The following is a 25,218-nucleotide window of genomic DNA, read 5'->3' on the forward strand; positions in this document are numbered from 1 at the left end:
TTCGAGGTATGAAAGTTAAAAAGTGTCAAAAAAATGTAGAGTTTTCTTAGTGAAAACATAAGGAAAAGTATTCCAATAAAAGATTCAAAATTAAAATGTATGGGTGAAATATCAACTGTTGTAAATCATATTCAACATCAATAATTTATGCGTAAATTTATTTACTGAAAAGTTGATATTATGGATGATTTTATAGCAGCACGCGCCCAGATGGCACTATCTCTGGGTTTTCACATTATATTCTCCTGTGTGGGTATGGTGATGCCTTTTCTCATGGCTTTTGCCCATTGGAAATACTTAAAAACAAATAATGAAGTATATAAAGGACTGACAAAAGCATGGAGCAAAGGAGTCGCTATTCTTTTTGCTACCGGAGCTGTTTCCGGAACAATGCTATCCTTTGAACTTGGGCTTTTGTGGCCCGGTTTTATGAAACATGCAGGCCCTATTTTCGGAATGCCTTTTTCATTGGAAGGAACAGCCTTTTTCATCGAGGCTATTGCCATCGGATTCTTCTTATATGGCTGGGAAAGATTCAATAAATGGTTTCATTGGTTCTGCGGATTTCTTGTAGGAGTAAGCGGCCTGGCTTCCGGTATTTTGGTGGTTGCGGCCAACTCATGGATGAATTCTCCTACCGGTTTTGATTATATTAATGGTCAGTATCTTAATATAGATCCTATTAAAGCGATGTTTAATGACGCATGGTTTCCACAGGCTCTTCATATGACGGTTGCTGCATTTTGTGCCACAGGATTTGCTGTAGCCGGAGTGCATGCCTTTATGATTATGCGCAAAAGAAACATTGAATTTCATACCAAAGCTTTTAGAATTGCTGTAGGATTTGCTTTGATTGGAGCATTTGGTGCCCCTTTAAGTGGTGATATTGCAGCAAAATCAGTAGCAGAAAGACAACCTATTAAACTGGCTGCAATGGAAGCTCATTTTGAAACTGAGAAAGGCGCTTCTTTTGTGATTGGGGGAATTCCTGATGAGGAAAAGGAAGAAATAAAATATGCTATAAAAATCCCAAAAGTTTTAAGTTTTCTGGTAAGCAATGATTTCAATTCTGAAGTAAAAGGTCTTAAAGATTTCCCGAGAGATGAATGGCCTCCGATTGCGGTTGTTCATTACGCTTTTCAGATTATGATTTTCTTCGGAATGGTGATGATTGGTATTGGAGCTATTTATTTATATGCTTTCTTCTTCAAAAAAGAATGGCTGAGTAAAAATTGGTTATTAAAGACCTTTTTAATAGCCACCCCTTTCGGATATATTGCTCTGGAAGCAGGATGGACAGTGACGGAAGTCGGAAGACAGCCCTGGATTATTTACGGAATTATGAGAACGGTAGATGCGGTAACACCAATGCCTGGAATACAGTATTCATTCTACTTCTTTACTGCTATTTTCGTCTCATTATCATTGATTCTTATCTTCCTTTTAAAAAGACAGATCCAAATGGTACCGAAGCTTTACGACCCTACCGACTCTCAGTTTAACGATAAAAACAACAAATCATGATCTACATTGTAATAGGTTTTCTCTGGCTATCTATCTGTCTTTATATTATTCTGGGAGGTGCTGATTTCGGAGCGGGAATTGTAGAGCTTTTCACTCATAAAAAAGCCAGAAATAAGACTCAGGAAATCATGTATGAGTCTATTGCACCTGTATGGGAAGCCAATCATATGTGGCTGATCATCGCCATTGTAATTCTCTTTGTAGGGTTTCCCGAAATCTATACGACGATGTCTACCTATCTTCACATTCCTTTGGTTTTGATGCTCCTGGGGATTATCGCGAGAGGAACAGCATTTACGTTCAGACATTATGATGCAGTAAAGGATAACTGGCAGGTTCTGTACACCCAGATCTTCTACTATGCAAGTCTTTTAACGCCTTTCTTTTTGGGATTAATTGCTGCAGCAACTGTTTCACATTCTATCAATCCTGACGCTGTAGGCTTTCTGGATTTGTATGTTTTCAGCTGGCTGAACTGGTTTGGAGTTTCTGTAGGTTTGTTTACTGTAGCGCTTTGTGCCTATCTTGCTTCCATCTTTTCATTAAGAGAAACCCGTGATAAAGCTGATCTTTTATTAATGATCAGAAAATCCAAACAGACGATGATCTTCGTTGTGATTACAGGAATTCTGGTATTTGTAACTGCTTATATTTCAGATATTCCTCTTTTGATGTGGGTATTTTCCAAACCTTTGGGGATTATGGCAATTGCCTTTGCAACGATTGCATTATTGCTTATTTTAAGAGCCATGAACCGTCAGAAATTACTTCCTGTACGTGCTTTGGCAGGATTTCAAATGGTGATGATTTTAGTAGCTGCTACTTATCAGCACAATCCGGATATTATTTTATTAGGAAACGGACAGCATCTTTCATTATTGGAGCATATGGCTCCGCCAAAAACTATTGCAGCATTGGGATGGGCTTTGATGCTAGGTTCATTATTTATCCTGCCGTTTTTATTTTATCTGATGGCTTCTTTCAGTAAGTTGAGAAAATAGATTTACGATGCAGAGCTATCAGGATAGAACAGAGCTTATTGAGGAAATCAAGAAAAGATATGATCTTTACGATCAGGAATTTAATACCATCAAGGAAGATGAAAAAGATCTTCTTCAGCAGGGAGTTGACAAAACTCCATCACAAAATATTTCCTATCAGCTAGGATGGACCCATCTGCTTTTACAATGGGAAAATGATGAAAGAAAAGGCCTGGAAGTAAAAACTCCTACACCTGAATACAAATGGAATAACCTGAAAGGATTATATCAATCTTTTTATGATCAATATGGCTCTCATAGCTTACAACAGCAAAGAGAACTGCTGCGAACTCAGGTTAATGAAATTATCATCTGGATAGAAAGCCTTGATCACGACACTTTATTCACTCCCGGACAGAGAAAATGGGCAACAACACCCGCTCAGTGGCCGGCCTGGAAATGGATTCATATCAATACCGTAGCTCCTTTTAAAAATTTCAGGACACAGCTTCGGAAATGGAAAAAAGAAAAAGGTACAGAATAGTTCTGTACCTTTTATATTTGTATTTTCTGAGGAATCTTAAGCTAATTTCATCAAAAGATTTTCGTCAATCTTCTCTACTTTCACAATATTATTCTTTGTCAGAGTTTTGGAAGCTTTATCCCATTTTTTACCGGATAACTGGCTTCTTTCCTTTACTTCAGCTAAAGACATTGCTTCTTCCTGAGAATTAAGGATTTCAAGGATTACTTTTTCATCTTCACCTAATTCAATCTGCGGAACTGCTTTTTCAGGTCTCATCTGCGGGAAGAATAATACTTCCTGGATGGAGGCATTGTTCGTTAAGAACATGATTAATCTGTCCATACCGATTCCTAATCCTGAAGTTGGCGGCATACCGTATTCCAATGCTCTTAAGAAGTCCTGATCGATGAACATTGCTTCATCATCTCCTCTTTCAGATAAAGCCATCTGTGCTTCAAAACGCTCTCTCTGATCAATAGGATCATTAAGCTCTGAATAGGCGTTTGCGATTTCTTTACCGCATACCATTAATTCAAAACGTTCTGTTAAGCCTTCTTTGCTTCTGTGTTTCTTTGTCAGTGGAGACATTTCGATGGGATAATCTGTAATGAAAGTCGGCTGAATGAAGTTTCCTTCACATTTCTCACCGAAAATCTCATCAATTAATTTTCCTTTCCCCATTGTCTCGTTTACTTCAATACCGATAGACTTGGCAAAATCGTATAGTTCCTTCTCAGTTTTTCCTGTAATATCAAATCCTGTATATTTCAGGATCGCTTCTGTCATGGAAACTCTTGGATAAGGAGCTTTCCAATTGATGGTATGTTCACCAAAAGTAGATTCTGAATTTCCGTTCACCTGAGTGGCACAGAATTCCAATAATTTCTCAGTAAAATCCATCATCCAGTTGTAATCTTTGTAAGCTACATAGATTTCCATAGCCGTAAACTCTGGATTGTGAGTTCTGTCCATTCCTTCATTTCTGAAGTTTTTAGAGAACTCATATACTCCGTCAAAACCACCTACGATCAATCTTTTAAGATATAATTCGTTGGCAATTCTTAAATATAATGGAATATCCAATGCATTGTGGTGCGTGATAAACGGTTTTGCTGCAGCTCCACCAGGGATCGACTGTAGAATAGGCGTTTCCACCTCAAAATATCCTGCATCATTAAAGAAGGTTCTCATGGCATTGAACATTTTTGTTCTCTTCACGAAAATTTCTTTAACCTGCGGATTTACCGTCAAATCTACATAACGCTGTCTGTATCTTAATTCAGGATCTGTAAATCCGTCGTGTACAACACCATTTTCATCAGTTTTAGCCTGAGGCAGAGGACGTAATGCCTTCGTAAGAAGAACGAAATTTTTCACTAAAACCGTCTTCTCTCCTACCTGAGTCGTAAACAATTCTCCTTCAATACCGATAATATCTCCGATATCCAAAAGGTGTTTGTATACTTCATTATATAGTTCCTTATCTTCACCCGGACAGATTTCGTCTCTGTTGAAGTAAACTTGGATTTTTCCTTTAGAATCCTGCAATTCAGCAAAAGAAGCCTTACCTTGAATTCTGCGGGACATCAATCTACCAGCGATCTTCACCTGTTTACTTTCAGAAAATTCCTGTTTTATAGATTCTGTAGTATCTGTAATGGTATACTCATCCGCAGGGAACGCATTAATCCCCATTTCAGTAAGCTTATTCAGCTTTTCTCTTCTAATGATTTCTTGTTCTGATAATTGCATTTCTTATTTTTCTAAAAGCGTACAAATTTAGGCATTTTTGACCTGACCATCAATGCCTTTTTTCAGAAATTTTAAAATGTGAAGAGGAATGGTGCTGAGATACGAGATTCGGGATATTGGGATATAAGATTCGGGATGCTGTCAATAGTGAATTTTGCTTCGCAAGTGAATGGTGAATTTTTTAATAGAGCTAGAACGTCTATCCTTAATTTTAAGCATCAACGAAATAAACTTGCAACAAAAAAAAACCAGCAACCAGTAACTTAACTAAAAACTTTGAACTTTAAACTTTACACAAGCCACCCTCTTCTATCCTTCTGAGGAATAAATGTCCAGGCCAGCATTCTGCTTATCTTTTGTCCCTGAGCCATATCAATCGTTTTCACTTCTACGGCTTTTACTTTCTTTAAAAGACGAGTCAGTTTATCGAGATTGTCCTTTTTAGACACCAGGCACGTGAACCAAAGAACCTGAGATGAAAACAATGTACTTTCATTAATCATCTTCGTGATAAAAGCCAATTCACCTCCTTCACACCATAGCTCAGATTGCTGACCGCCAAAGTTTAGCAAAGGCTTTACTTTCTTTGATTTATTAAGATTTTTTGTTTTCCTGATGTTCCCTTTCATTGCTGACTCTTCAGAATCATGAAAAGGAGGATTGCACATCGTAAAGGTAAACCTATCTTCAGAACCAATGATATTTTTAAAGATATGATTAGCATTTGGCTGACGTTTTAATTGAATAACAGAGGAAAGATCCGGATTTTGATCCAAAATATCCTGAGCATTTTTCAAAGAATCCTGATTAATATCTGTTCCCAGCATCGTCCAGCCATAAGACCTGCAACTGATTAAAGGATACACAAGATTGGCTCCGGTTCCTATATCCAACCCTTTTACAGAGTTTCCTGCAGGAATTTTATCTGATTGTTCCGCAAGAAGATCAGCAACATAATGTACATAATCTGCACGTCCGGGAATGGGAGGACAAAGATTGGTATCGGGAATATCCCAGCCTTTGATGTTATAGAAATGTAAGAGTAACGCTTTATTGAGCAGTTTTACAGCTTTTGGAATGCTGAAATTAATGGTTACCGTCTGATAAGCATTTTCGAAAACATAGTGTTTCAGTTCCGGCACACAAGAAATAAGCTGATCAAAATCATAGGGATTACGATGCAGATTTCTTGTGTGCAGACTGGATTTTTCAGCGGACATATTTTACTTCTTCTGACTTAAAATATATTCCACCATTTTTTTGGCATCTTCCTTAGATACCTGTGGATGGGCAGCCATAGGCACACTTCCCCAAACTCCACTTCCGCCTTCAATAATTTTGGAAGCCAGCAATTCAGTATCCTTTTCAGAATACTTTCCTGCAATTTCCTTATAAGAAGGTCCTATCATTCTCTCATTCACAGAGTGGCATCCCGAGCAATCCAATGTTTCCATGATCTGATCACCTGAAAGATTGGTTTTTGCCGGCTCTGAAACAGCAGCTGTCTCAGAAGAAGCCGCCACTTCTGCTGTATTTTCTTTTTTAGAACAGGAAATGATCATAAGACCAAGAGCTCCTGCTAAAAGTATTTTTTTCATTATTTCTTAGCTGTAGAATCTGTTTTAGCAGCTTCTGGTGCAGGAGCAGCCGGAGTTGCAGCAGCTGGAGCAGCAGTTTTAGCCGTAGAATCTACAACAGTAGTTACTTCTGGCTCTTCAAGCATCGTGTTGCTATCCTGTAAAGAATGATCTGGCTTTTTCTTGCAGCTTGCTAATAATAAACCTCCGATAAATGCGATTGCTAATACTTTTTTCATTTTATTCTAATTTGGAAGCAAAAGTATAAAAAATAAACTTTTAAACTTATGACAAATGTTTTCTTTAAGAAATATTTTTACGGACTGGATTTTAATCTGATGATTAAAAAATAATTCAAACAGTAGGGAAATTTAAATTAGGTTGCTATTTTTGTATAACAAATTACCAAAATCAATCTAAAAATATGAAACTTATGACCAAAAAAAATGTATTAAGTACAGCGTTTGTTGCTCTACTTTCTTCCCTCCTTCTTTCCTGTGATAACTCATCAAACGATCCTCATTCAGAATATTCTGATAAAATTGAATCAGTAACGCTTTTAAAAACAACAAAGTCATGGGACGGAACAGTGTATCCAGCCTACCCTACAACGCAGCCGGAAATTTCGGTTCTTAAAATTGCTGTCCCTCCCAATTCGGCTCTGAACTGGCATAAACACTCAGTCATCAATGCAGCTTATGTAGAAAAAGGAGAAATCCAGATAGAAAGAAAAGAAGATGGCAAAACACAATGGGTGAGAAAAGGTCAGGTACTTCCTGAAATGGTTAATGTTGGCCACAGAGGCAAAACCGGAGATCAGGGAGCCACCTTAATTGTTTTCTATAGCGGAACTCCTGATATTCCTTTGTCTGAACCAGTAAAATAGTTGTTTTAAACGCTATGTTTGCAAAGCAATAATGATAAAACTCTATCTTTTGTTCGCAAGGGCACTTCGTTTAGCTAATGACTTTATGATTATTTTTCCCAGTCGCATTAATACCTGCGAATCAATACTCCTTAATCATAATGTACCTTACTGAGTGAAACACCTTTGCGACCTTTTTACATTCATATTAATAACATCTTTGCGAACATAGCGTTTAAATAATAGTTGTTTTAAACGCTATGTTTGTAAAGCAATTATGATAAAACTCTATTTTTTTGTTCGCAAGGGAACTTCGTTTAGCTAATGACTTTATGATTATTTTTCCCAGTCGCATTAATACCTGCGAATCAATACTCCTTAATCATAATGTACCTTGCTGAGTGAAACACCTTTGCGACCTTTTTACATTCATATTAATAACATCTTTGCGAACATAGCGTTTACATAAAAGATTATAATAGTATATTTAACGTATGGTTTTAATTTCAAAAATTCTGTTTTTTACCAGCCATCATGGTTTTTATACTGTGGTGCTGTTATTTGTGTTCTTTGGACTTCTCTCCTATCTGACTAAAAAAGCATTGTTTTTGATTCCGATCATTCCATTGGCTATCTTAAACGGATTTGGAGGACAATTTTTGAACGCCTGGTTCTTAAACAAATACGGAGTTGAAAGTACCGCTATCATTACTTCAGATGTAGAAACCAATTCTACACTGAATGATATGTATATCCATGATTACGAAGCCATTGTAAAAAAGCAGGATGGAAAATACACCACTACTTTCTTCTCCACTACCAGTGCAGCCATCTATCCTATCAGCAATTCAATCAGAATACCTGATGACAAGGATATTCCGGTAAAATACATTCCCGGATACGAAAAAAACATAGTTATCCTGTATGATCAGTCCAGGGAAGGACAAATTTTATTGCAATATGAAAAGCAAGCTCCTGTCAACTCTGCAAAAACCAAATATGAGGCAGACAAAACGAATAAGGAATTCATTGAAGAATACATTTCTGCCATGGAAAATTATTTAGAATATTATAATGATGAAACTTATAAAGAAAAAATCAAGGAATTGAAACAAGAGCTCAAACAGCTTAAATAAAGGATTTTTATATTAAGTTTTTGTATTTCTTTAGTTTTTTTAGTCTTTGTATTAAAAAAATTTCTACATTTGTCCTATGTTAAAAATGAACAACAATATTTGGTGGTGGCTTTCAAACTCTTCGTCGGGTCTGAAGGTATTGTCATGTTGTTAATTGCAGCAGAAATAATCAAAAAACAATATATAGGCTTTGACGGATACCGTTAAAGCCTTTTTTTATTCCTCAACTTTAAAAAAACAACAAGATGTTTACTGATACAATTACAATAAAAACTGTTTCGAAAAAAACACTGGGAGACCTTCATACTCCCATGAACATTTATCTTAAAATCAGAGATAAATTCAGGGATACCATTCTTCTGGAAAGCTCAGATTCAAAAAGTATTGACAATAATTTTTCCTTTATTGCAGTGAATGCCATTGCCGGAATTGAAGTGAAGAACCTCAACGAATTTGAAATTAAGCTTCCTGCTTCTGCTCCCGTAAAGCAATTGATTAATGAGCGAAATATCACGGATATATTTGAAGACTTCCGTAATATTTTTAAATGTGAAGAAACCCATGACCCTATAGAACAGACTGCACAGAGCCTTTTTGGATACACAAGCTTCGAAGCAGTACAGTTTTTTGAAAACATTCATCTTAAAGAGCAAAGCAAGGAAGTTGAAATTCCTGTTTTGAGATACAGATTATACCAATATGTAATTGCGATCAACCATTTCAATGATGAAATGTATATCATTGAAAATTTTATTAAGGATGTAAAATCTGAACTTCATCTTTTGGAAAACCTTATTAAAAATCAGAATACTCCGGTTTATCCTTTTGAAAAAACGAGTGAGGAAACCTCTAATATTACAGACGAAGATTATCTTGAACTGGTAAAAACAGCCCAGAAACACTGTATGCGCGGTGATGTCTTCCAGCTGGTTCTGAGCAGAAGATTTGAGCAGAAATTCAAAGGAGATGAATTCAATGTATACCGTGCCTTGAGAAACATCAATCCTTCTCCTTACCTCTTCTATTTTGATTACGGAAATTATAAACTATTCGGATCAAGCCCTGAAAGCCAATTAATTATCAAAAACAACAAAGCTATTATCCACCCTATTGCCGGAACCTCTAAAAGAACAGGAAATCTGGAAACGGATCTTGAAGCTATCGAGGTTTTAAAAGCTGATCCTAAAGAAAATGCAGAACACACCATGCTGGTTGACCTGGCAAGAAATGATCTTGGTAAACTTGGAAAAAATGTTACAGTGACTAAGCTTAAAGAGATCCAGCTATTCTCTCACGTTATTCATATGGTAAGTGAAGTGACCGCAGATGTGACGGATGGTATCAATCCTCTTGAAATGGTTTCTGCCACCTTCCCACAGGGAACACTTAGCGGAGCACCAAAACATAAAGCGCTCCAGCTGATCAATGAATATGAGAAAGATTCCCGTGGATATTACGGAGGCTGTATTGGAATCATCGGATTGAATGGTACCTGCAACCAGGCTATTATGATCAGAACATTTTTAAGCAAAAACAACACTTTATTTTATCAGGCTGGTGCCGGTCTTGTCGCAAAATCAGTTCCTGAAAATGAACTGCAGGAGGTTAATAATAAACTGAATGCACTCAAAAAAGCAGTGGAAAAAGCAGAAAAAATAGTTGAAAAATAAAATAAGCCTCACCAACCAGCAACTAGCAACTAGCAACTAGCAACTAGCAACTAGCAAAACAACCTAACAAAAAAACAATGAACAACAATATAAACACTCAGCAGCCATCGCTTAAAGTTCTCGTTTTCGACAACTATGACAGCTTTACCTATAACCTTGTCCAGATTATTGAAAGAATTCTGGATCAAAAAGTAGACGTGGTGAGAAATGATGAAATAACCCTTGCAGAGATTGATCAATATGACAAAATCATTCTTTCTCCAGGACCCGGAATTCCTGAAGAAGCAGGCATTTTATTAGAGCTGATTAAAGAATATGCTCCTACAAAAAGTATTCTTGGCGTATGTCTCGGACAACAGGCTATTGCGGAAGCTTTCGGAGGAAGTTTAATCAACCTGTCTGAAATCTTCCATGGAGTGGCTACAACTACTGAGCTGACAAAAGAAGACACCAAACTTTTCAAAGGTTTAAGTTCCGGATTGGAAGTAGGTAGATATCACAGCTGGGCCGTCAATCCGTCAGATTTCCCGGAAGAACTGGAAGTTACTGCTGTAGATAAAGACGGAATGATCATGGCTTTGCAGCACAAAACATATGATGTACATGGAGTACAGTTTCACCCTGAAAGCATTTTAACGCCCGAAGGAGAAGTAATCATTAAAAATTTCCTTGTATAATGGAAACATTAGAAACCCCTGCAACAACAATAAAAACACCGCAAATGAAAGAAATACTGCAATACCTGTTCAACCATAATACCCTGTCAAAATCAGAAGCCAAAGCGATGATGATTGAGATTGCACAGAATAAATTCAATGCTGCAGAAGTAACTGCATTCATAAGTGTTTTCTTAATGCGAAATATCACATTGAAAGAACTGGAAGGTTTTAGAGAAGCTTTGTTACAAATGGCTGTTCCAGTAAATATTGATGCACCTGATGCCATTGATATTGTAGGAACCGGAGGTGACGGAAAAGACACCATCAATATATCAACATTAGCAAGTTTTGTAGTGGCCGGAGCCGAACAGAAAGTAACCAAACATGGAAATTACGGAGCTTCTACCATTACAGGTTCATCCAATGTACTGGAGGAACTTGGATACCAGTTCAAAAACACTTCAGAACAATTGAATGAGGATCTTGAAAGAGCTAACATCTGTTTTTTACATGCTCCTTATTTTCACCCTGCATTACAATCAGTAGGACTGTTGAGAAAATCTCTGGGACTAAGAACATTCTTTAATCTTTTAGGCCCGTTAGTGAATCCTGCAAAACCAAAGTATTCCATGATTGGGGTTTATAATCTGGAAATTGCAAGGATTTATCAATATCTCCTTCAAAAAGAAGAACGTGAGTTTATCCTGGTACATGGTCTTGACGGATATGATGAAATAAGCCTTACAGACGACAGTAAAATCATTACAAAAAACGGGGAAGAAATTTATTCTGCAGAAGATTTAGGCTTTCATCCTGTAACGCTGGAAGATATTAAAGCTGGAAGTTCTACTCAGGAAACGGCAAAAATATTTATGAATATTCTGGAAGGAAAAGGTACAGAACAGCAGAACTCTGTGATTCTTGCCAATGCGTCAGTAGCCCTATACAACACGCATAAATTTGGAACTTATGAAGACTGTCTTCTTTTAGCGAAGGAAAGTCTTCAAAGTGGAAAAGCCTTGAATAGTTTTAATCTTTTAGTTAAAAAATAAAATATTTTAAGCACAAAAAATGACGATACTGGATAAAATTATTGAACGAAAAAAGGAGGAAATTGCAGCCGCAAAATCACACATTTCTCTTGACCAATTAAAAGACACTCAATCCTTTGGAAGAGCAACCTATTCTCTGAAAGACTCTATCAAAAATAAAAGTGGAATTATTGCTGAATTTAAAAGACAATCTCCATCAAAAGGGATCATTAACAATAGTGTAGAGCCTTTGGAAGTGGTTTCAGCTTACGAAAATTTTGGAGCCAGCGGAATTTCCATCCTGACTGACCATGATTTTTTTGGAGGAAACTTCAATGATATTGTTAGCGTAAGGAATGATATTAAAATTCCAATCCTGCGAAAAGATTTTATGATTGATGAATACCAGTTCTATGAAGCCAAAAGTATAGGTGCAGATGTTATTTTACTGATTGCATCCTGCCTTTCACCTGCTCAGGTAGAAGAATTCACAGCACTTGCCCATGAGCTGAAAATGGAAGTTTTACTGGAAATTCATACCGAAGATGAGCTAAAACATTTCCACTCAAAAATTGATCTGGTAGGCATAAACAATCGAAACCTTAAGGATTTCAAAGTTGATCTTCAACATTCCGTTCAGCTAAAAAATCAGCTTCCAAAAGAAGCATTATCGGTGGCAGAAAGCGGTATTTACAACCTTGAAGATTTTAAATTTTTAAAAGAAAAAGGATTTGACGGCTTCCTGATGGGAGAATATTTCATGAAAAATACAGATCCAGCCAAAGCTTTTGAAGAATTTGCTTCTCAAATTTAAAATAAATAACAATGAACCTGCAACCTATAAACTCAAACCTGTTGCCAAAACTCAAAGTCTGTGGTCTCACAAAACCGGAACAGATTCAGGAATTGATTTCTATGAGGGTAGATTTCCTTGGTTTTATCTTCTATGAAAAATCTCCAAGATATGTTTTGAACCACCTGAGCCTGGAAGAGATCTCAACCATTAATCATCAGGGAAAAGTGGGCGTTTTTGTCAATGAAGAATTAGATATCATTGTAAAGATCGTTCAGCACGCAGATTTAAATTTTGTACAGCTTCATGGTGATGAAAGCAATGATTTCATCCTGGGATTAAGACAAAAACTGAATCCTAAGGTTGGAATCATTAAAGTAATTAGAATAGGAAATATTGATTCTGACAACAAAGATAAAATAGCACAAACTCTTTCCTCCAACCTGCAACCTGTTACCTACTACCTGTTCGATACAGACAGCAAAGCTTTTGGCGGAACGGGAAAACAATTCGACTGGAATATTCTGAATGACTTTACCATTCCTCTACCCTACTTTTTAAGCGGCGGGATTTCAGAAGAAAATATCCGGAATACAGAAACATTGAAAAAGAGGCCTTTTGCTTTAGATATCAATTCAAAATTTGAAACAGAACCTGGAAATAAAGATATTGACAGAATAAAAAAATTCAAAAATCTGTATCAACAGAATAGATAATTAAAAAACACATACAATGATGAACATACATTTGCTAAAGAAGACATTTTACAAAACGTTATTTCCCCCTAAATTCGGAAATAAAAAGTTCCAGAACCTGTATCATTTTGTTGCTCAGAATGACAGCAATGTGGAACACTGGGAAGTTGGCGGATTGTTGTCTGAATTCATTAGCATTATTAAAGATTTTGAGGAAGGAGATATCCAGTATTTCTTTGAGAGAATCAGCTTATGGAACAGCTATTATCTGGTGATTATTTCGGATAAATTTTTAGATAACCATGTCAGAACAGTGATAAAATATGACTTGGGATTGATTTATGCTAAAATATTTCTGTTGTATGAAGATTCTGACCCTTATTATCTGATTGATAACCTGGAAATTGCCATCACCATGTATCAATCCAAAATAGATAAGGCAACCTTAATTGATTTAATGCATAAAATAGAATTATTACATTATAAAAAACTGATTACCAAACAACAACATGACTACCATCTTACTTTTATTAATAGTTTAAACCCATGAAGCATCAGATAAAAGAAACAAAAGATTTAACAGAAAATGAGATAGAACATATCTTGAAACTTTGGGATGTTTCTGCCTGGAACTCCATGAAATCAGCCTATTTCCGGATGTTTTTCAAAGATTCGGAATTTCATTTTCTGATGGATAAAGATGAAAATATATTGGCAGTTTTGAGGGTAAATTTTGATTTTACCTTACAAATAGCAGACACAGAATATGTTTTTGCAGAAGCTGTAGGACTTGTAGCCACTCATAAAAAGAAAGGATATGGTGCAGCTTTAGTGAGCCGTTTCAAGGAAAATGTTATTCATAGAAATAAAGAAACTATTGGTTTTTGCCACTCAGATCTTCGTCCTTTTTATGAAAAATGTGACATAGAAATACTCTATGACAAAGCCAAAATGATCAAAGAAAGTATAGGCTCAGATTGGGTAAATTCTGAAGATGATGATATTTTAATTTTTCATACATCACAGGAAAGAAAAGAACTGCTGAATCAGTTAAGCTCACAAAACAACGCTTATTTAATTATTAAAGAATAAAAAAATGAATTATAAAAACCCCGATGAAAACGGATATTATGGAGAATTTGGAGGAGCTTTCATCCCCGAAATGCTGTATCCTAATGTAGAAGAACTGCAAAAAAACTATCTTGAAATCATAGAATCTGAAGGTTTTCAGACGGAGTATCAGGATTTGCTTAAAAACTATGTAGGACGGGCTACACCACTCTATTTTGCTAAAAACTTAAGCGATAAATACCAGACTAAGATTTATTTAAAACGTGAGGATCTTAACCATACGGGAGCTCATAAGATCAATAATGCGCTGGGACAGGTTCTATTGGCAAAACGCCTTGGAAAAACAAGGATTATTGCTGAGACCGGAGCAGGGCAACATGGCGTTGCTACCGCTACAGCATGTGCTTTACTGGGTCTGGAGTGTATTGTTTATATGGGAGAAATTGATATTCAGAGACAAGCCCCGAATGTAGCAAGAATGAAAATGCTGGGTGCAGAAGTTGTGGCAGCTACTTCAGGTTCAAAAACCCTTAAAGATGCGGTGAATGAAGCATTACGAGACTGGATCAACAATCCTGTGACTACTCATTATGTGATTGGAAGTGTTGTGGGACCTCATCCTTTTCCGGATCTGGTGGCAAGATTTCAAAGTATTATTTCAAAAGAAATTAAAGAACAGCTTAAAGAAAAAATAGGAAGGGAAAATCCTGATTACGTAATTGCCTGTGTAGGCGGAGGAAGTAATGCAGCAGGAACTTTTTATCATTTTGTAGAAGAAAAAGAGGTGAAAATTATCGCTGCTGAAGCCGGAGGATTGGGAGTCAATTCAGGGAAATCTGCAGCGACTACCCTTTTAGGAACGCTTGGAGTACTTCACGGAAGCAAAAGCCTTGTGATGCAGACAGAAGATGGACAGGTTATAGAACCCCATTCAATTTCCGCAGGACTGGATTATCCTGGAATCGGGCCATTTCACGCAAATTTATTTAAAGAGAAAAGAGCAGAATTCTTTAGTATTAATGATGATGAAGCCCTAAAATGTGCTTTTGAGCTGACCCGACTGGAAGGAATTATTCCGGCACTGGAAAGTTCTCATGCGCTTGCAGTTCTGGACAAGAAAAAATTTAACGAAAATGATGTTGTCGTTATTTGTCTGAGCGGCCGTGGAGATAAGGATATGGAAACGTATCTTAAAAATCTGTAAAATGTCGGATGTAAAATGTACAATGTATTTCCCCGGCTAGTATTCATTACTTTATACTTTGTACATTATACTTTAATACAATAAAAAATGAAAAAACTAAATATATACTTCACAGCAGGAATTCCTCATTTGGAAGATACCGCTGATATTATAAAACTGATTCAGGATTCCGGAGCAGATATGATCGAAATCGGAATGCCATATTCTGATCCTGTGGCAGATGGACCTGTAATTCAGAAAGCGCACGAACTCGCTTTACAAAACGGAATGACGATTGAAAAACTGCTGTCTCAGTTGAAAGCCATCAAAGATGAAATCAAAATTCCGATTATCCTGATGGGATACATCAATCCCGTTCTAAGCTTCGGATTTGAAAAATTCTGTGCGGCATGCTCTGAAAGTGGTGTTTCAGGACTGATTCTTCCTGACCTTCCTCCTATTGAATTTGAGAAAAACTACCAGCAGATTTTACAACAATATAACCTTAATTTCACCTTTCTGGTAACTCCGGAAACTTCGGATGAGAGAATGATTTATCTGGATTCTTTAAGTTCAGGTTTTCTGTATGCAGTAAGCTCTTCTTCTACAACAGGTAATGAAAATGCAGTGGTAAAAAATGAAAACTACCTTTCCAGGGTAGCTTCTCTTCCACTCAAAAATCCGGTAATGATCGGATTTGGGATCAAATCGAAAGAAGATTTTGAAAATGTTACAGAAAAAGCGGACGGTGGTATTATCGGAACAGCCTTTGTAAATATCCTGCTTCAGGATAAAGACTGGAAGAAAACGGCTATAGATTTTATCCATTCCATAAAAGGGTAAAAATCACTAAATTTGTATATCAAAAATTGAAATGAATACAAATCTAAATAAAGCAGTAGAATTTGAAGATTTAGGAGTCAAAGAATATCAGCCAGCCTGGGATTATCAGGAACAGCTGATGAAAAATATCATTGACACCAAAATAAAAAACAGGGATCTTCCTGCAGAGGAGCATAGTACGACGCCCAATCACCTTCTTTTTGTAGAACACCCTCACGTGTATACTTTGGGAAAAAGCGGGCACGAGGAAAATATGTTGGCCGGTATTGATAAGTTGAAAGAAATTGATGCTACTTTCGTAAAAGTAAACCGTGGCGGAGATATTACGTATCATGGGTACGGACAGGTTGTAGGCTACCCTATTCTGGATCTTGAAAACTTTTTTACAGATATTCATTTATATATGAGAAATCTGGAAGAAGTAATCATCAGAACCATTGCCGAATATGGGATTAAAGGAGAACGCTCTCCGGGAGAAACAGGAGTATGGCTGGATGTAGGAAAACCTTATGCAAGAAAGATGTGTGCCATGGGAGTGAAAGCTTCCCGTTGGGTTACCCTGCACGGTTTTGCACTGAATGTAAATACGGATATGCGTTATTTTGAATACATCATTCCGTGTGGAATCAAAGACAAACAGGTTACTTCTTTAAAAAGAGAACTTGAAAGAGAATTAACTCCTGAAGAAATGGAGGAACTCAAGGCTAAGATCAGAAAACATTTTGCAGAGGTATTTCAGGCAGAACTGATTTACAAATAGTCAAGTCTACTTACAATATAATAAGCCCGGTTTCAATAGTTGAAACCGGGCTTGTTTTATGATATTGTTATTTTTATTCGCTTAGACTATCCACAACGTTTGTCATTCCGCAGGAATCCAGATACAGAAAGCTTGTGATAATGAATGAAGATAAAATAGGAGTTTAGATTCCTACGAAATGACAAAGCGAGTAAAGAAAAGATACCTACTAAAAACATCCGTATTCTAGTGATAAATTATCCATCCAAATTGTCTATTCTGTAGGAATCCAGACTGCAAGAATCAAAAAAATATTATTTTAAAAATTTTCTATTCCTCCTGAACATCTCTATAAAAATCAGCATTTTTAATATCATAAAATCAAAAAAGCAACAAAATAATTTATTTTTTTCTAAAAAAATATTGCTCATATTTTAAATTTTATTACTTTTAATGTCACAAAATAGTGAACTATCACCATTATAAAGTTCACTGAAAATTAACCACCAAAATATAAAAACTATGAAAAAATTTCTGTTATCCATGATGGTATTCGTGACGATGCTGTCATTCAATGCCTGTTCAGATTCAGGTGCCAATCAGGATCCCAATCTTGTTGCTAAAGAGTCTAATGAAATCGCGATGAAAGATTTCGGTAAAACTGTTCCGGTAGGGATTGAAAAAGAAGAGGGAAAATTTAAAGTCTCTTTTATGGTGAGTGCTCAGCCATACCACATTAAAGACAGTAAAGAAAATGCAGGTTATATTTCTATGATCAGACAAGCCGTTGAAAACGAAACTCCTGTTCATATCTTACTGAAAACCAACTCCAATGAAATTGCAAAAGTAGATAAACCTACTGATGATGATATCCGTTATTTCAAATCTGTTTTCAATAAAGAAGAGAGAGGAGACAGCAAAAAAGCAGTGAGTGTTATTCCTAACCTGGCAACACTGAACAGCTTATTTACGCAGATTAAAAACCAGGCTTGCGGTACTTCTACAGCATCTTCTCCATGTATCACTTTCAGATATCCGGTGGATGGATGCTATGCAAGAGCTCACAAAATGAGACAGATCCTCCTTAATGCAGGCTACGACTGTGAAAAGCAGTTCGTTTACGGAAACCTGAGAGCTTCTACAGGAACTTGCTGCGTATCATGGGTATATCACGTAGCCATATTGGTAAGCTTCAAAAATGCTTCCGGAATTGTTGAGAAAAGAATCATCGATCCTTCATTATTCTCCAGCGGACCTGTAACTGACGCAGCATGGAGAGCCGCTTGTACCAACACAAGTTGTGGATCTGCTTCTGTATCTTCTTATGCCAATACAGCAGGAAATGTATATTACAGAAGTCCATCAGGATCTTTACTGTATGATAACAATTATGTAAATACCAATTGTGTATTGAATATATTCTCATCCCTTTCAGGATGTTCTCCTTCTCCTGCACCAAGTGTAGCGAGCTGCGGATTTTAACTAATTTATATAGAGCTCCTGCATTTATTTTGATACATTGCAGGAGCTTTTTACTTAATACTTTTTGCTATGAAAGCCTGGTCCTATTTATTATTACTTTTTATTATGATTACATCTTGTTCCGGTAATTCCAGTTCACAAAACTTAACATGGTATAACAATTCCACCATCACAGATATTACGGAAGACCCGGACAAACCTAATGAAGTTGTTCGTGTGGCCATCGGAATAAGTGCTCAGGTTTTTTATATTTCAAAGAAATCACCGGATTACAAGAGTCTTATAGAAAAAGCTACACTGAGCTTTAAAAAAAGTAAAACCTATGATATAGGGATTGAAAATAAAACCAATATCATCAAACAAATTAAAGAGGTCAAATAATCCTGACTATCTGATCACAGAAATTCCGGCATCCACTTTTACTTCAGCTCCATGGATGTATGAAGCTTCCTCTGAAGCAAGAAACAGAACTACATTCGCTATTTCTGACGGTTCTCCCTGTCTTTTAAAAGGGATGGTAGGAATAATATCATCAATGGCACTTTCAATCTGCTCTCCGGTTAAACCCGTATTACTAAAAATATTGGTTTTAATATGCCCTGGACTCACTCCGTTGACGCGGATGCCACGTTCTGTAAGTTCCACTGCAAAAGTTTTAATGAACGACTGTACTGCTGATTTGGCTGCAGAATAGACCGAAAAATTAGGCATGGCAATTTCCGTAGCTACTGATGTATTGAAAATAACGGAACTTCCGCTTTTCATCAATGGTAATACCTGCTGTACTGTAAAAAAAGGGCCTTTTACCAGCATATTAAAAAGTTCATCAAACTGGTTTTCATCTACATATTCCACCGGAGCAAATCTCCCGTATCCTGCATTGGCAAAGACCAGATCAATATGTTCTGTATATTTTCTGACTTCCTGTTGAAGGTTCATCAGATCTTTTATGCTTCCGGCATTAGAGACAATTCCAAAAGCCTTTTTTCCTAGCTTTTCCAGAGCAGTATTCACTGTGTCTTCACTTCTCCCTGTGATAATCACTGATCCTCCTTCCTCAATAAATTTCTGAGCGGCAGCCAATCCCATACCGTTAGTTCCACCCGTAATTAATGCTGTTTTGTTTTTAAATCTCTGCATTGTTTTTTAGTTTAAATTTCTATTGCAAAGATTGGAATACAGAGCCTTTGAAAAAATCCGAATCATGCGGAATTGGATAACTAGTTTTTATCTTTTTTAGTTTCATCAATAATTGACATCAATAAAATCTTTCAAAATTAAATTGTACACAATTAAATTGACTGTATATTTGCAATGTTAATTTACTTCAATAAAAAAAAAGAAGTTTAATAATCACCAAGTAGTTTAATTTAAAACAATAAAAAAATGTCATTAATAGAAAATCTAAACTGGAGACATGCCGTAAAAGCTTATGATCCCACCAAAAAAATTTCACAGGAAGATCTTACTACTATTTTAGAATCCGCAAGACTGGCTCCTACTTCATCCGGATTGCAGCCTTTCCGAATCATTGTAGTGGAAAATCAGGAACTGAAAGAAAAAATGGTAGCAGGAGCTTTAAACCCTGAAGTGATGAGAGATTCTTCTCATGTTTTGGTTTTTGCAGCATGGGACAGCTATTCTAATGAAAAGATTGACAAAGTTTACGATTATCATACCGATGTAAGAGATCTTCCAAGAGGTCGTTTCGGAAGCTATACCGATAAAATTAAAGAAATGTATGGAGCACAGACTCCTGAAGAACATTTTGCACATACTGCACGCCAGACTTATATTGCCTTAGGAATTGCTCTTGCACAGGCTGCAGAACTTAAAATCGACAGTACTCCGGCGGAAGGATTCAGCAATGCTGTAGTAGATGAAGTATTGGGATTAAAAGAATTAGGATTAAAAAGTGTAAGTCTTTTATACCTTGGATACCGTGATGAAGCCAATGACTGGCTGTCTTCTATGAAAAAAGTCAGAATTCCAATGGATGAATTTATCATAAAAAAGTAATACCTTCATCGAATCTTTCGTACTCAATATTATGGAAAATCCGAATACACCCAAATTAGAAAACCAGATTTGCTTTCCGCTGTATGTCATTGCTAAAGAGATTACAGGGCTTTACCGTCCTTTTCTTGATGAACTGGGCATTACGTATCCGCAGTATCTTGTGATGATGATATTATGGGATGGCGACGGACTTACGGTAACCCATATCGGGGAAAAACTGTATCTGGACAGTGGAACGTTAACGCCTCTTCTTAAAAGGCTGGAGTCTAAAGGATTTATTAGCAGAAAAAGAAAAAAAGAGGACGAAAGAGTGGTTGAAGTATTTTTAGACGAAGCTGGAAAACAGCTTCAGAAAAAGGCATGTGAAATTCCGGGAAAAATTCAGGAAAAACTGGGAATACAGCCGGAAGAACTGCTGCATCTTAAAGACACAGTCCTAAAAATATTAAACAAAATAGAAAAATAAATGAAAACGTTATATACAACTCAGGTTACCGCTAAAGGTGGCAGAAACGGACATGTAAAAAGTGAAAACGGAGTGTTGGATCTTGAGGTAAGAATGCCAAAAAATCTGGGAGGAGCCAATGATGATTTTGCCAATCCTGAAATGCTTTTTGCAGCCGGATATTCTGCATGTTTCGACAGTGCTTTGAACAGAGTAATCAGTCTGTCTAAAGTGAAAACCGGAGAAACAACTGTTACCGCACAAGTGAGCATAGGACAGATTGAAAACGGGGGTTTTGGACTGGCAGCAGAACTTGATGTGAATATCCCCGGAGTTTCTATTGAAGAAGCACAGGCATTGACTGAAAAGGCTCACCAAATTTGTCCTTATTCTAATGCAACCCGAAACAATATGGAGGTGAAACTATCAGTAACCAACAACGATTAATCCAATTTTTTTAAGCATAGTTATAACGAAAGGAGCTGTTTCCATGGAAACAGCTCCTTTTTATTTTATTTTCCCACAGATTTCTCAGATGAGCACAGATGATTGCGTATATTGTAAATGATGGAAAAATTTCACATTCATCATTCATCATTTATAATTTATAATTTATAATTTATAATTCATCATCACCTCCTGTCTTTATTTACATCACTTTTCTGATAGGCATCTACCTTTTTATAAGAATCGTTTTTTTCTTTTTCTTTTTTATCGGAAATCAGAATTCCGAAAAGATGGTCGATTTCATGCTGGAAAATAACAGCCGTAAAACCTTCTACAATTTCTGAATATTTTTGTCCTTTCAGATCTACATACTCCAGCTGAATGACTTTGCTTCTGTAGAACTGATCCCTGAATTCAGGAATAGATAAATCTCCCTCAGGACCGAGGTTCTGAAGATCAGATCGCCATACAATTACCGGATTGATAAAGTATTCCAACGGAGTTCCTTCTTTGTCAAAACGCTGTACCCAGATTATTTTTCTGTTGATTCCTACCTGAGGAGCAGCGATTCCTACTCCACCATCTGTTGACAGAAGGGATTCTTTCATTCTTTTTACCAGAACTGCCGTATTCGGATCAAGGGGATCTGCTTCTGAAGAAATGTTCAGCAATGTTTTGTGCTGACTGGCATCCGTGGTCTGATAGATCGGTAATGCTGCATTTACATCACCCTGATTAATAATGGAAATCTCATTGGAGGTAAGTTTCTGAGCATTGAACAGTCCGATAAAAAAGATCAGCAGGATGGGTAATTTCTTCATATTTTTGAGTATTGTACAAAGGTAAATATTGTGGAGTAAAAATGGTCATTAAAGATTAATCAATCATTATGTTTTGGCTAAAGCCGATGGAATTTTGATATAAAAATGAACGGGCTAAAGCCCGTTCCTATTGAATTTAATGTAAGTCATTGATTTTTGTCATTCTGCAAGGGATGCAATGCAGTCTCATAATTAATAGTAAGATTCTTCCTTCGTCAGAATGACACTTTTGTAAAAAAATTAAAAAGTCTTCGTCATATCACCCGGGATAATCAGATTGAAATCTGTCGGGATATAGTCTTTGGCTGGAACTTTCAGTTCAGGATCGTCTGATTCAAAAACAGAAATTACTGCCATTTTCAGGTTAGGATTTTTCTGTTTGATGTACCAATAGATTCCCCCAAATTCTTTGCTGTGATAGTTTCCGTTGTAATGGATGAATGTTTTTCCGGCCTGGAAGCTTTTCAGAATAGACTCAGCCATGGTTGCATCTTTTGTAGCCTGGGCTGAGATAAAATTCATCACTCTTGTTCCTTCAGCATGGTCTCCCATCATCTTTTTCATCTCCGGATAACCTGGGGTGTCCAGCGTAACTTTGATAGGCAGCTGAGCAATGTATGTTTTCTCTTTTCCGCTTAATTTATTTAAAGATTCAAGACCTTCTTTAGCCGTCTGAGAGGCATATCTTCTTGGGATATTGGTGGCCACAAAATTCAGTTTTTTATCTTTGGCAAAATCTACCAAAGGCTTGTAATCTGTTGCATAATTGTTCCATAAACGGGCTGAGTCTTTCAATGTTTTCGCATCAAATTTTCCATTTAAATATTGATCCAGCTGCGCCTGATTATCTCTTTCAAACATTTCTGCTCCTAAAATAAGCTGACCGTTCTTTTTTGCAAACAGAGCTTCTGTAATTTTAAGCTGAAGCCAGTGATTGATAGAACTGTTATGATTTTCTCCAAAAAAGACCACATCATAATCTGCCAGTTCTTTCACCAGTTTTTCGGTCTTTATTTCCTTTCCTTTTTTATCATAAAATTGATACGCCTTAAATTCCTGCGCTTTCAATGAACAGAAACCGGCAAGCAGTATTGCTATGAAAATGTTTTTCATTTTATATTGTATTTAATCACAAATTAAACAAATATTTTGTCATTTACTGCACAGTACTTGTCAATCTGCTTATATGAAAATTTGCTTTTTTACTTCTTTGCAATAAAAAAGACCGCTTTGAATTTTACAAACAAAACGGTCCCATTCAAATCATCTAATTATTATTTCTCTAATGTTGCTACAAGATCCTTCCACTCCTGAAGTTCAGGAATTCCAGGTTTTCTTTTCCCGAAGAACTGAACAATAAAGTCACCTTCATTGTTGAATACTTCGATAGCAGTTACTTCTCCGTCTTCAGTTGGTTTTTTAACAATCCAGGCTTCTGCAATTTTCGTTACATCAAGATGCAGATTGAAATCCGGATCCATTACATTGAACCACTGCTGGTGCCAAAGAGTTTTCTTAACGTTTCCTGTGTGGATCTGGATGATTCCTCTGTTTCCAACGAAAACCATAATGGGTGTATTCTTTTCAGAAGCATTTTCAAGGATGTTGACCACTTTAGCATTATCAATTTTCTTAGCAAATCCTTCTGGAGCCAATCGTAAAGCTTGTGTTCTGCTTACTCCATATTTTCTTGTCATCATGAAAAAATCATGGGTGTCTTTCAACTCTGTCCATGCTTTTTTGAAACCTTCCACATCAATTTCAGAATCTGCTTTTTCAGCCTGTTTTGGAGCTACTGCTTCAAAAGTCAATGCCTGATTCTGATCTTCAGTTTTGAATTTTTCAACAATTGCATCGAAAGCAGCTTCATTACTGTTTTTAGTCAGATAAATTTTGTGAAGTGCCAAACCGTCTTTTCCGAAAAACTGCAGACTTTTTTTATCTCCTTCCAATACGGCAAAAGCAAATTTCCAGTGGTTAAGGAAAATTCTAAGATCGATATCTTCACCCACAAAAAGCTGTGCATGAGGACTGCTGAAATCTCCGTTCAGGTAAGTTCCTTTTCTTTCATGAACACATTCATCATTACGGGTAAGAGCCATTACTTTTCCTAATTGCTCAGCTTCTGTAAGAATTCCCTGGAAATCCGGGTTCAGGACAGTTACTCCTTCTCCAATGCTTGTTGCCAGCAATTCTGCTTCACTTACCGCTAACTGTGCTGCTGCATTTCTTATTCTGATATGTGGATTTTCTGCTTTCAGAGCTTCCCATTTTTCCTTTAAATCATTAACTAATGTGCTCATTACTTTACTTTTTTATGGTTAAAATTGTATAAATTCTTTGTATTGTTTCGTTTCCTGTTTTACTTTTTATTTCTTCTTCTTTTTCAGAAGTTTTCATTCTTTTAAAATGGCTTTTGGAGATCAGTTCTTCCATTTCACTGTTGCTGTACAGCCTGAAGTTATATTCCGTAAACGGCAGTTTTTCCATGAATTCTCTTTGTCCGAATGTAAGGACGAATGTTCCGTCATCTTTTAAGACTCTGTAGATCTCGTTTAAGAATTCCACCGGATTTTCCCAGAAATAAACGGTGTTTACAGTGAATATTTTATCGAAGGTTTCATTCTGAAAGGGAAGATTTTTGCCTTCATACAAAACAAAATCTGCCTGGTTTTCAAATTCTTTATTGAGTCTTTTGGCTTCATTGTGCATGGTTTCAGAAATATCAATCCCGGTATATCTGAGGTTTTTGGCAAGACTCATTATACTTTTCAGGTGTGCGGCATTTCCGTGTCCTATTTCAAGGATTTGCTGACCGTCATCTATCACAAGTGTTTTGATGCTTTCCAACGTCATACTGATGTTGGTAGCATTCATCATTTCACCAATCTCGATTCCTTTTTCCCCCTGAGGGTTGGCAAGATTCTGTGCGAGGATTTTTAATTCGTCTTTTTCCATGG

Annotated in this window: 29 protein-coding genes; 20 read left to right on the plus strand and 9 right to left on the minus strand. The window is 36.6% G+C overall.

Annotation, left to right across the window (positions count from 1 at the left end):
• Positions 1-180 precede the first annotated feature (180 nt).
• The 3 genes from JOE44_RS08685 to JOE44_RS08695 are packed head-to-tail and all read left to right on the plus strand — an operon-like array spanning position 181 to position 3,048.
• On the plus strand, positions 181-1,524 hold the full coding sequence (locus JOE44_RS08685; protein WP_209785238.1) for a cytochrome ubiquinol oxidase subunit I: 1,344 nt from the start codon (positions 181-183) through the stop codon (positions 1,522-1,524).
• A complete protein-coding gene (locus JOE44_RS08690) occupies positions 1,521-2,525 on the plus strand; it encodes a cytochrome d ubiquinol oxidase subunit II (protein WP_034695999.1) in 1,005 nt (334 codons plus the stop codon). The genes JOE44_RS08685 and JOE44_RS08690 overlap by 4 nt, the downstream gene beginning before the upstream one ends.
• Before the next feature lie 7 nt (positions 2,526-2,532).
• A complete protein-coding gene (locus tag JOE44_RS08695) occupies positions 2,533-3,048 on the plus strand; it encodes a ClbS/DfsB family four-helix bundle protein (RefSeq protein WP_209785239.1) in 516 nt (171 codons plus the stop codon).
• Between the two features lie 36 nt (positions 3,049-3,084).
• Here the strand turns inward: JOE44_RS08695 and lysS are convergent, their stop codons facing one another.
• The 4 genes from lysS to JOE44_RS08715 all read right to left on the minus strand — a co-directional run bounded on the left by lysS (position 3,085) and on the right by JOE44_RS08715 (position 6,598).
• Positions 3,085-4,782 (minus strand): lysine--tRNA ligase, encoded by a 1,698-nt coding sequence (gene lysS / locus JOE44_RS08700; RefSeq protein ID WP_209785240.1) that lies wholly within the window; start codon positions 4,780-4,782, stop codon positions 3,085-3,087.
• A gap of 290 nt (positions 4,783-5,072) precedes the next feature.
• Positions 5,073-6,002 carry a 23S rRNA (adenine(1618)-N(6))-methyltransferase RlmF gene (gene rlmF, locus JOE44_RS08705; RefSeq protein ID WP_209785241.1) on the minus strand — a complete coding sequence of 310 codons (930 nt, stop codon included), beginning with the start codon at positions 6,000-6,002 and terminating at the stop codon, positions 5,073-5,075.
• A gap of 3 nt (positions 6,003-6,005) precedes the next feature.
• Positions 6,006-6,380, minus strand: a complete 375-nt coding sequence (locus JOE44_RS08710; RefSeq protein WP_209785242.1) for a c-type cytochrome — start codon at positions 6,378-6,380, stop codon at positions 6,006-6,008.
• Positions 6,380-6,598, minus strand: a complete 219-nt coding sequence (locus tag JOE44_RS08715; RefSeq protein ID WP_209785243.1) for a hypothetical protein — start codon at positions 6,596-6,598, stop codon at positions 6,380-6,382. The genes JOE44_RS08710 and JOE44_RS08715 overlap by 1 nt, the downstream gene beginning before the upstream one ends.
• Before the next feature lie 194 nt (positions 6,599-6,792).
• On the opposite strand from JOE44_RS08715, the gene JOE44_RS08720 reads away from it, so the two are divergent.
• From JOE44_RS08720 to JOE44_RS08785, 14 genes are all read left to right on the plus strand, one after another.
• Positions 6,793-7,245 (plus strand): cupin domain-containing protein, encoded by a 453-nt coding sequence (locus tag JOE44_RS08720; protein WP_209785244.1) that lies wholly within the window; start codon positions 6,793-6,795, stop codon positions 7,243-7,245.
• 473 nt (positions 7,246-7,718) lie between these two features.
• On the plus strand, positions 7,719-8,360 hold the full coding sequence (locus JOE44_RS08725; protein WP_209785245.1) for a hypothetical protein: 642 nt from the start codon (positions 7,719-7,721) through the stop codon (positions 8,358-8,360).
• Positions 8,361-8,605: 245 nt separating this feature from the next.
• Entirely contained in the window at positions 8,606-10,030 is a 1,425-nt protein-coding gene (locus JOE44_RS08730; RefSeq protein WP_209785246.1) for an anthranilate synthase component I family protein, read from the plus strand.
• A 77-nt stretch (positions 10,031-10,107) separates the two neighbouring features.
• On the plus strand, positions 10,108-10,707 hold the full coding sequence (locus JOE44_RS08735) for an aminodeoxychorismate/anthranilate synthase component II (RefSeq protein ID WP_209785247.1): 600 nt from the start codon (positions 10,108-10,110) through the stop codon (positions 10,705-10,707).
• A gap of 44 nt (positions 10,708-10,751) precedes the next feature.
• Positions 10,752-11,741, plus strand: coding sequence for an anthranilate phosphoribosyltransferase (gene trpD, locus JOE44_RS08740; RefSeq protein ID WP_209789143.1), 990 nt, complete (start codon positions 10,752-10,754; stop codon positions 11,739-11,741).
• Positions 11,742-11,760: 19 nt separating this feature from the next.
• Positions 11,761-12,534 (plus strand): indole-3-glycerol phosphate synthase TrpC, encoded by a 774-nt coding sequence (gene trpC / locus JOE44_RS08745; RefSeq protein WP_209785248.1) that lies wholly within the window; start codon positions 11,761-11,763, stop codon positions 12,532-12,534.
• An 11-nt stretch (positions 12,535-12,545) separates the two neighbouring features.
• Complete coding sequence (locus JOE44_RS08750; RefSeq protein WP_209785249.1) at positions 12,546-13,229, plus strand: phosphoribosylanthranilate isomerase; 684 nt, start codon at positions 12,546-12,548, stop codon at positions 13,227-13,229.
• Positions 13,230-13,245: 16 nt separating this feature from the next.
• Positions 13,246-13,758 carry a hypothetical protein gene (locus tag JOE44_RS08755; RefSeq protein ID WP_209785250.1) on the plus strand — a complete coding sequence of 171 codons (513 nt, stop codon included), beginning with the start codon at positions 13,246-13,248 and terminating at the stop codon, positions 13,756-13,758.
• Positions 13,755-14,300: a GNAT family N-acetyltransferase gene (locus JOE44_RS08760; protein WP_209785251.1), complete on the plus strand. Its 546-nt coding sequence runs from the start codon at positions 13,755-13,757 to the stop codon at positions 14,298-14,300. The genes JOE44_RS08755 and JOE44_RS08760 overlap by 4 nt, the downstream gene beginning before the upstream one ends.
• A gap of 4 nt (positions 14,301-14,304) precedes the next feature.
• Complete coding sequence (gene trpB / locus JOE44_RS08765; protein WP_209785252.1) at positions 14,305-15,483, plus strand: tryptophan synthase subunit beta; 1,179 nt, start codon at positions 14,305-14,307, stop codon at positions 15,481-15,483.
• 87 nt (positions 15,484-15,570) lie between these two features.
• The gene (gene trpA, locus JOE44_RS08770) at positions 15,571-16,305 is read left to right on the plus strand and encodes a tryptophan synthase subunit alpha (protein ID WP_209785253.1); all 735 of its coding nucleotides are present in this window, start codon (positions 15,571-15,573) and stop codon (positions 16,303-16,305) included.
• A gap of 31 nt (positions 16,306-16,336) precedes the next feature.
• Positions 16,337-17,065 (plus strand): lipoyl(octanoyl) transferase LipB, encoded by a 729-nt coding sequence (gene lipB / locus JOE44_RS08775; RefSeq protein ID WP_079241098.1) that lies wholly within the window; start codon positions 16,337-16,339, stop codon positions 17,063-17,065.
• Positions 17,066-17,566: 501 nt separating this feature from the next.
• Positions 17,567-18,526, plus strand: a complete 960-nt coding sequence (locus JOE44_RS08780) for a protein-glutamine glutaminase (RefSeq protein WP_209785254.1) — start codon at positions 17,567-17,569, stop codon at positions 18,524-18,526.
• 69 nt (positions 18,527-18,595) lie between these two features.
• Positions 18,596-18,907, plus strand: a complete 312-nt coding sequence (locus JOE44_RS08785) for a hypothetical protein (RefSeq protein ID WP_209785255.1) — start codon at positions 18,596-18,598, stop codon at positions 18,905-18,907.
• A gap of 6 nt (positions 18,908-18,913) precedes the next feature.
• Here the strand turns inward: JOE44_RS08785 and JOE44_RS08790 are convergent, their stop codons facing one another.
• A complete protein-coding gene (locus JOE44_RS08790) occupies positions 18,914-19,666 on the minus strand; it encodes an SDR family oxidoreductase (RefSeq protein WP_209785256.1) in 753 nt (250 codons plus the stop codon).
• Positions 19,667-19,912: 246 nt separating this feature from the next.
• Here JOE44_RS08790 and JOE44_RS08795 point away from each other — a divergent pair, with 246 nt between their 5' ends.
• From JOE44_RS08795 to JOE44_RS08805, 3 genes are read left to right on the plus strand one after another with little or no spacing between them, the layout of a single operon-like run.
• Complete coding sequence (locus JOE44_RS08795; protein ID WP_209785257.1) at positions 19,913-20,545, plus strand: NAD(P)H-dependent oxidoreductase; 633 nt, start codon at positions 19,913-19,915, stop codon at positions 20,543-20,545.
• 31 nt (positions 20,546-20,576) lie between these two features.
• Entirely contained in the window at positions 20,577-21,011 is a 435-nt protein-coding gene (locus JOE44_RS08800; protein ID WP_209785258.1) for a MarR family transcriptional regulator, read from the plus strand.
• On the plus strand, positions 21,012-21,437 hold the full coding sequence (locus JOE44_RS08805) for an organic hydroperoxide resistance protein (protein WP_209785259.1): 426 nt from the start codon (positions 21,012-21,014) through the stop codon (positions 21,435-21,437).
• Between the two features lie 185 nt (positions 21,438-21,622).
• On the opposite strand, the gene JOE44_RS08810 is transcribed toward JOE44_RS08805, so the two are convergent.
• From JOE44_RS08810 to JOE44_RS08825, 4 genes are all read right to left on the minus strand, one after another.
• Positions 21,623-22,258, minus strand: a complete 636-nt coding sequence (locus JOE44_RS08810) for a peptide deformylase (RefSeq protein ID WP_209785260.1) — start codon at positions 22,256-22,258, stop codon at positions 21,623-21,625.
• A gap of 240 nt (positions 22,259-22,498) precedes the next feature.
• The gene (locus tag JOE44_RS08815) at positions 22,499-23,371 is read right to left on the minus strand and encodes a ChaN family lipoprotein (protein WP_209785261.1); all 873 of its coding nucleotides are present in this window, start codon (positions 23,369-23,371) and stop codon (positions 22,499-22,501) included.
• A 161-nt stretch (positions 23,372-23,532) separates the two neighbouring features.
• A complete protein-coding gene (locus tag JOE44_RS08820) occupies positions 23,533-24,561 on the minus strand; it encodes a ChuX/HutX family heme-like substrate-binding protein (RefSeq protein ID WP_209785262.1) in 1,029 nt (342 codons plus the stop codon).
• Positions 24,562-24,565: 4 nt separating this feature from the next.
• A complete protein-coding gene (locus JOE44_RS08825; protein WP_209785263.1) occupies positions 24,566-25,216 on the minus strand; it encodes a class I SAM-dependent methyltransferase in 651 nt (216 codons plus the stop codon).
• Between the last annotated feature and the right edge of the window lie 2 nt (positions 25,217-25,218).

Origin of the sequence: Chryseobacterium sp. PvR013 (assembly GCF_017833095.1) — a bacterium.
Classification (GTDB): Bacteria; Bacteroidota; Bacteroidia; order Flavobacteriales; family Weeksellaceae; genus Chryseobacterium; species Chryseobacterium culicis_A.

Coding starts and splice junctions, on each gene's coding strand:
- JOE44_RS08725 (WP_209785245.1), top strand. CDS start 7,719: ATGGTTTTAATTTCAAAAATTCTGTTTTTTACCAGCCATCATGGTTTT.
- lysS (WP_209785240.1), bottom strand. CDS start 4,782: ATGCAATTATCAGAACAAGAAATCATTAGAAGAGAAAAGCTGAATAAG.
- JOE44_RS08710 (WP_209785242.1), bottom strand. CDS start 6,380: ATGAAAAAAATACTTTTAGCAGGAGCTCTTGGTCTTATGATCATTTCC.
- JOE44_RS08815 (WP_209785261.1), bottom strand. CDS start 23,371: ATGAAAAACATTTTCATAGCAATACTGCTTGCCGGTTTCTGTTCATTG.
- JOE44_RS08795 (WP_209785257.1), top strand. CDS start 19,913: ATGTCATTAATAGAAAATCTAAACTGGAGACATGCCGTAAAAGCTTAT.
- JOE44_RS08690 (WP_034695999.1), top strand. CDS start 1,521: ATGATCTACATTGTAATAGGTTTTCTCTGGCTATCTATCTGTCTTTAT.
- JOE44_RS08720 (WP_209785244.1), top strand. CDS start 6,793: ATGACCAAAAAAAATGTATTAAGTACAGCGTTTGTTGCTCTACTTTCT.
- JOE44_RS08790 (WP_209785256.1), bottom strand. CDS start 19,666: ATGCAGAGATTTAAAAACAAAACAGCATTAATTACGGGTGGAACTAAC.
- trpC (WP_209785248.1), top strand. CDS start 11,761: ATGACGATACTGGATAAAATTATTGAACGAAAAAAGGAGGAAATTGCA.
- JOE44_RS08780 (WP_209785254.1), top strand. CDS start 17,567: ATGAAAAAATTTCTGTTATCCATGATGGTATTCGTGACGATGCTGTCA.
- JOE44_RS08810 (WP_209785260.1), bottom strand. CDS start 22,258: ATGAAGAAATTACCCATCCTGCTGATCTTTTTTATCGGACTGTTCAAT.
- trpB (WP_209785252.1), top strand. CDS start 14,305: ATGAATTATAAAAACCCCGATGAAAACGGATATTATGGAGAATTTGGA.
- JOE44_RS08735 (WP_209785247.1), top strand. CDS start 10,108: ATGAACAACAATATAAACACTCAGCAGCCATCGCTTAAAGTTCTCGTT.
- JOE44_RS08785 (WP_209785255.1), top strand. CDS start 18,596: ATGAAAGCCTGGTCCTATTTATTATTACTTTTTATTATGATTACATCT.
- rlmF (WP_209785241.1), bottom strand. CDS start 6,002: ATGTCCGCTGAAAAATCCAGTCTGCACACAAGAAATCTGCATCGTAAT.
- JOE44_RS08750 (WP_209785249.1), top strand. CDS start 12,546: ATGAACCTGCAACCTATAAACTCAAACCTGTTGCCAAAACTCAAAGTC.
- JOE44_RS08800 (WP_209785258.1), top strand. CDS start 20,577: ATGGAAAATCCGAATACACCCAAATTAGAAAACCAGATTTGCTTTCCG.
- JOE44_RS08755 (WP_209785250.1), top strand. CDS start 13,246: ATGATGAACATACATTTGCTAAAGAAGACATTTTACAAAACGTTATTT.
- JOE44_RS08685 (WP_209785238.1), top strand. CDS start 181: ATGGATGATTTTATAGCAGCACGCGCCCAGATGGCACTATCTCTGGGT.
- JOE44_RS08825 (WP_209785263.1), bottom strand. CDS start 25,216: ATGGAAAAAGACGAATTAAAAATCCTCGCACAGAATCTTGCCAACCCT.
- JOE44_RS08760 (WP_209785251.1), top strand. CDS start 13,755: ATGAAGCATCAGATAAAAGAAACAAAAGATTTAACAGAAAATGAGATA.
- JOE44_RS08820 (WP_209785262.1), bottom strand. CDS start 24,561: ATGAGCACATTAGTTAATGATTTAAAGGAAAAATGGGAAGCTCTGAAA.
- JOE44_RS08715 (WP_209785243.1), bottom strand. CDS start 6,598: ATGAAAAAAGTATTAGCAATCGCATTTATCGGAGGTTTATTATTAGCA.
- JOE44_RS08730 (WP_209785246.1), top strand. CDS start 8,606: ATGTTTACTGATACAATTACAATAAAAACTGTTTCGAAAAAAACACTG.
- JOE44_RS08695 (WP_209785239.1), top strand. CDS start 2,533: ATGCAGAGCTATCAGGATAGAACAGAGCTTATTGAGGAAATCAAGAAA.
- lipB (WP_079241098.1), top strand. CDS start 16,337: ATGAATACAAATCTAAATAAAGCAGTAGAATTTGAAGATTTAGGAGTC.
- trpA (WP_209785253.1), top strand. CDS start 15,571: ATGAAAAAACTAAATATATACTTCACAGCAGGAATTCCTCATTTGGAA.
- trpD (WP_209789143.1), top strand. CDS start 10,752: ATGAAAGAAATACTGCAATACCTGTTCAACCATAATACCCTGTCAAAA.
- JOE44_RS08805 (WP_209785259.1), top strand. CDS start 21,012: ATGAAAACGTTATATACAACTCAGGTTACCGCTAAAGGTGGCAGAAAC.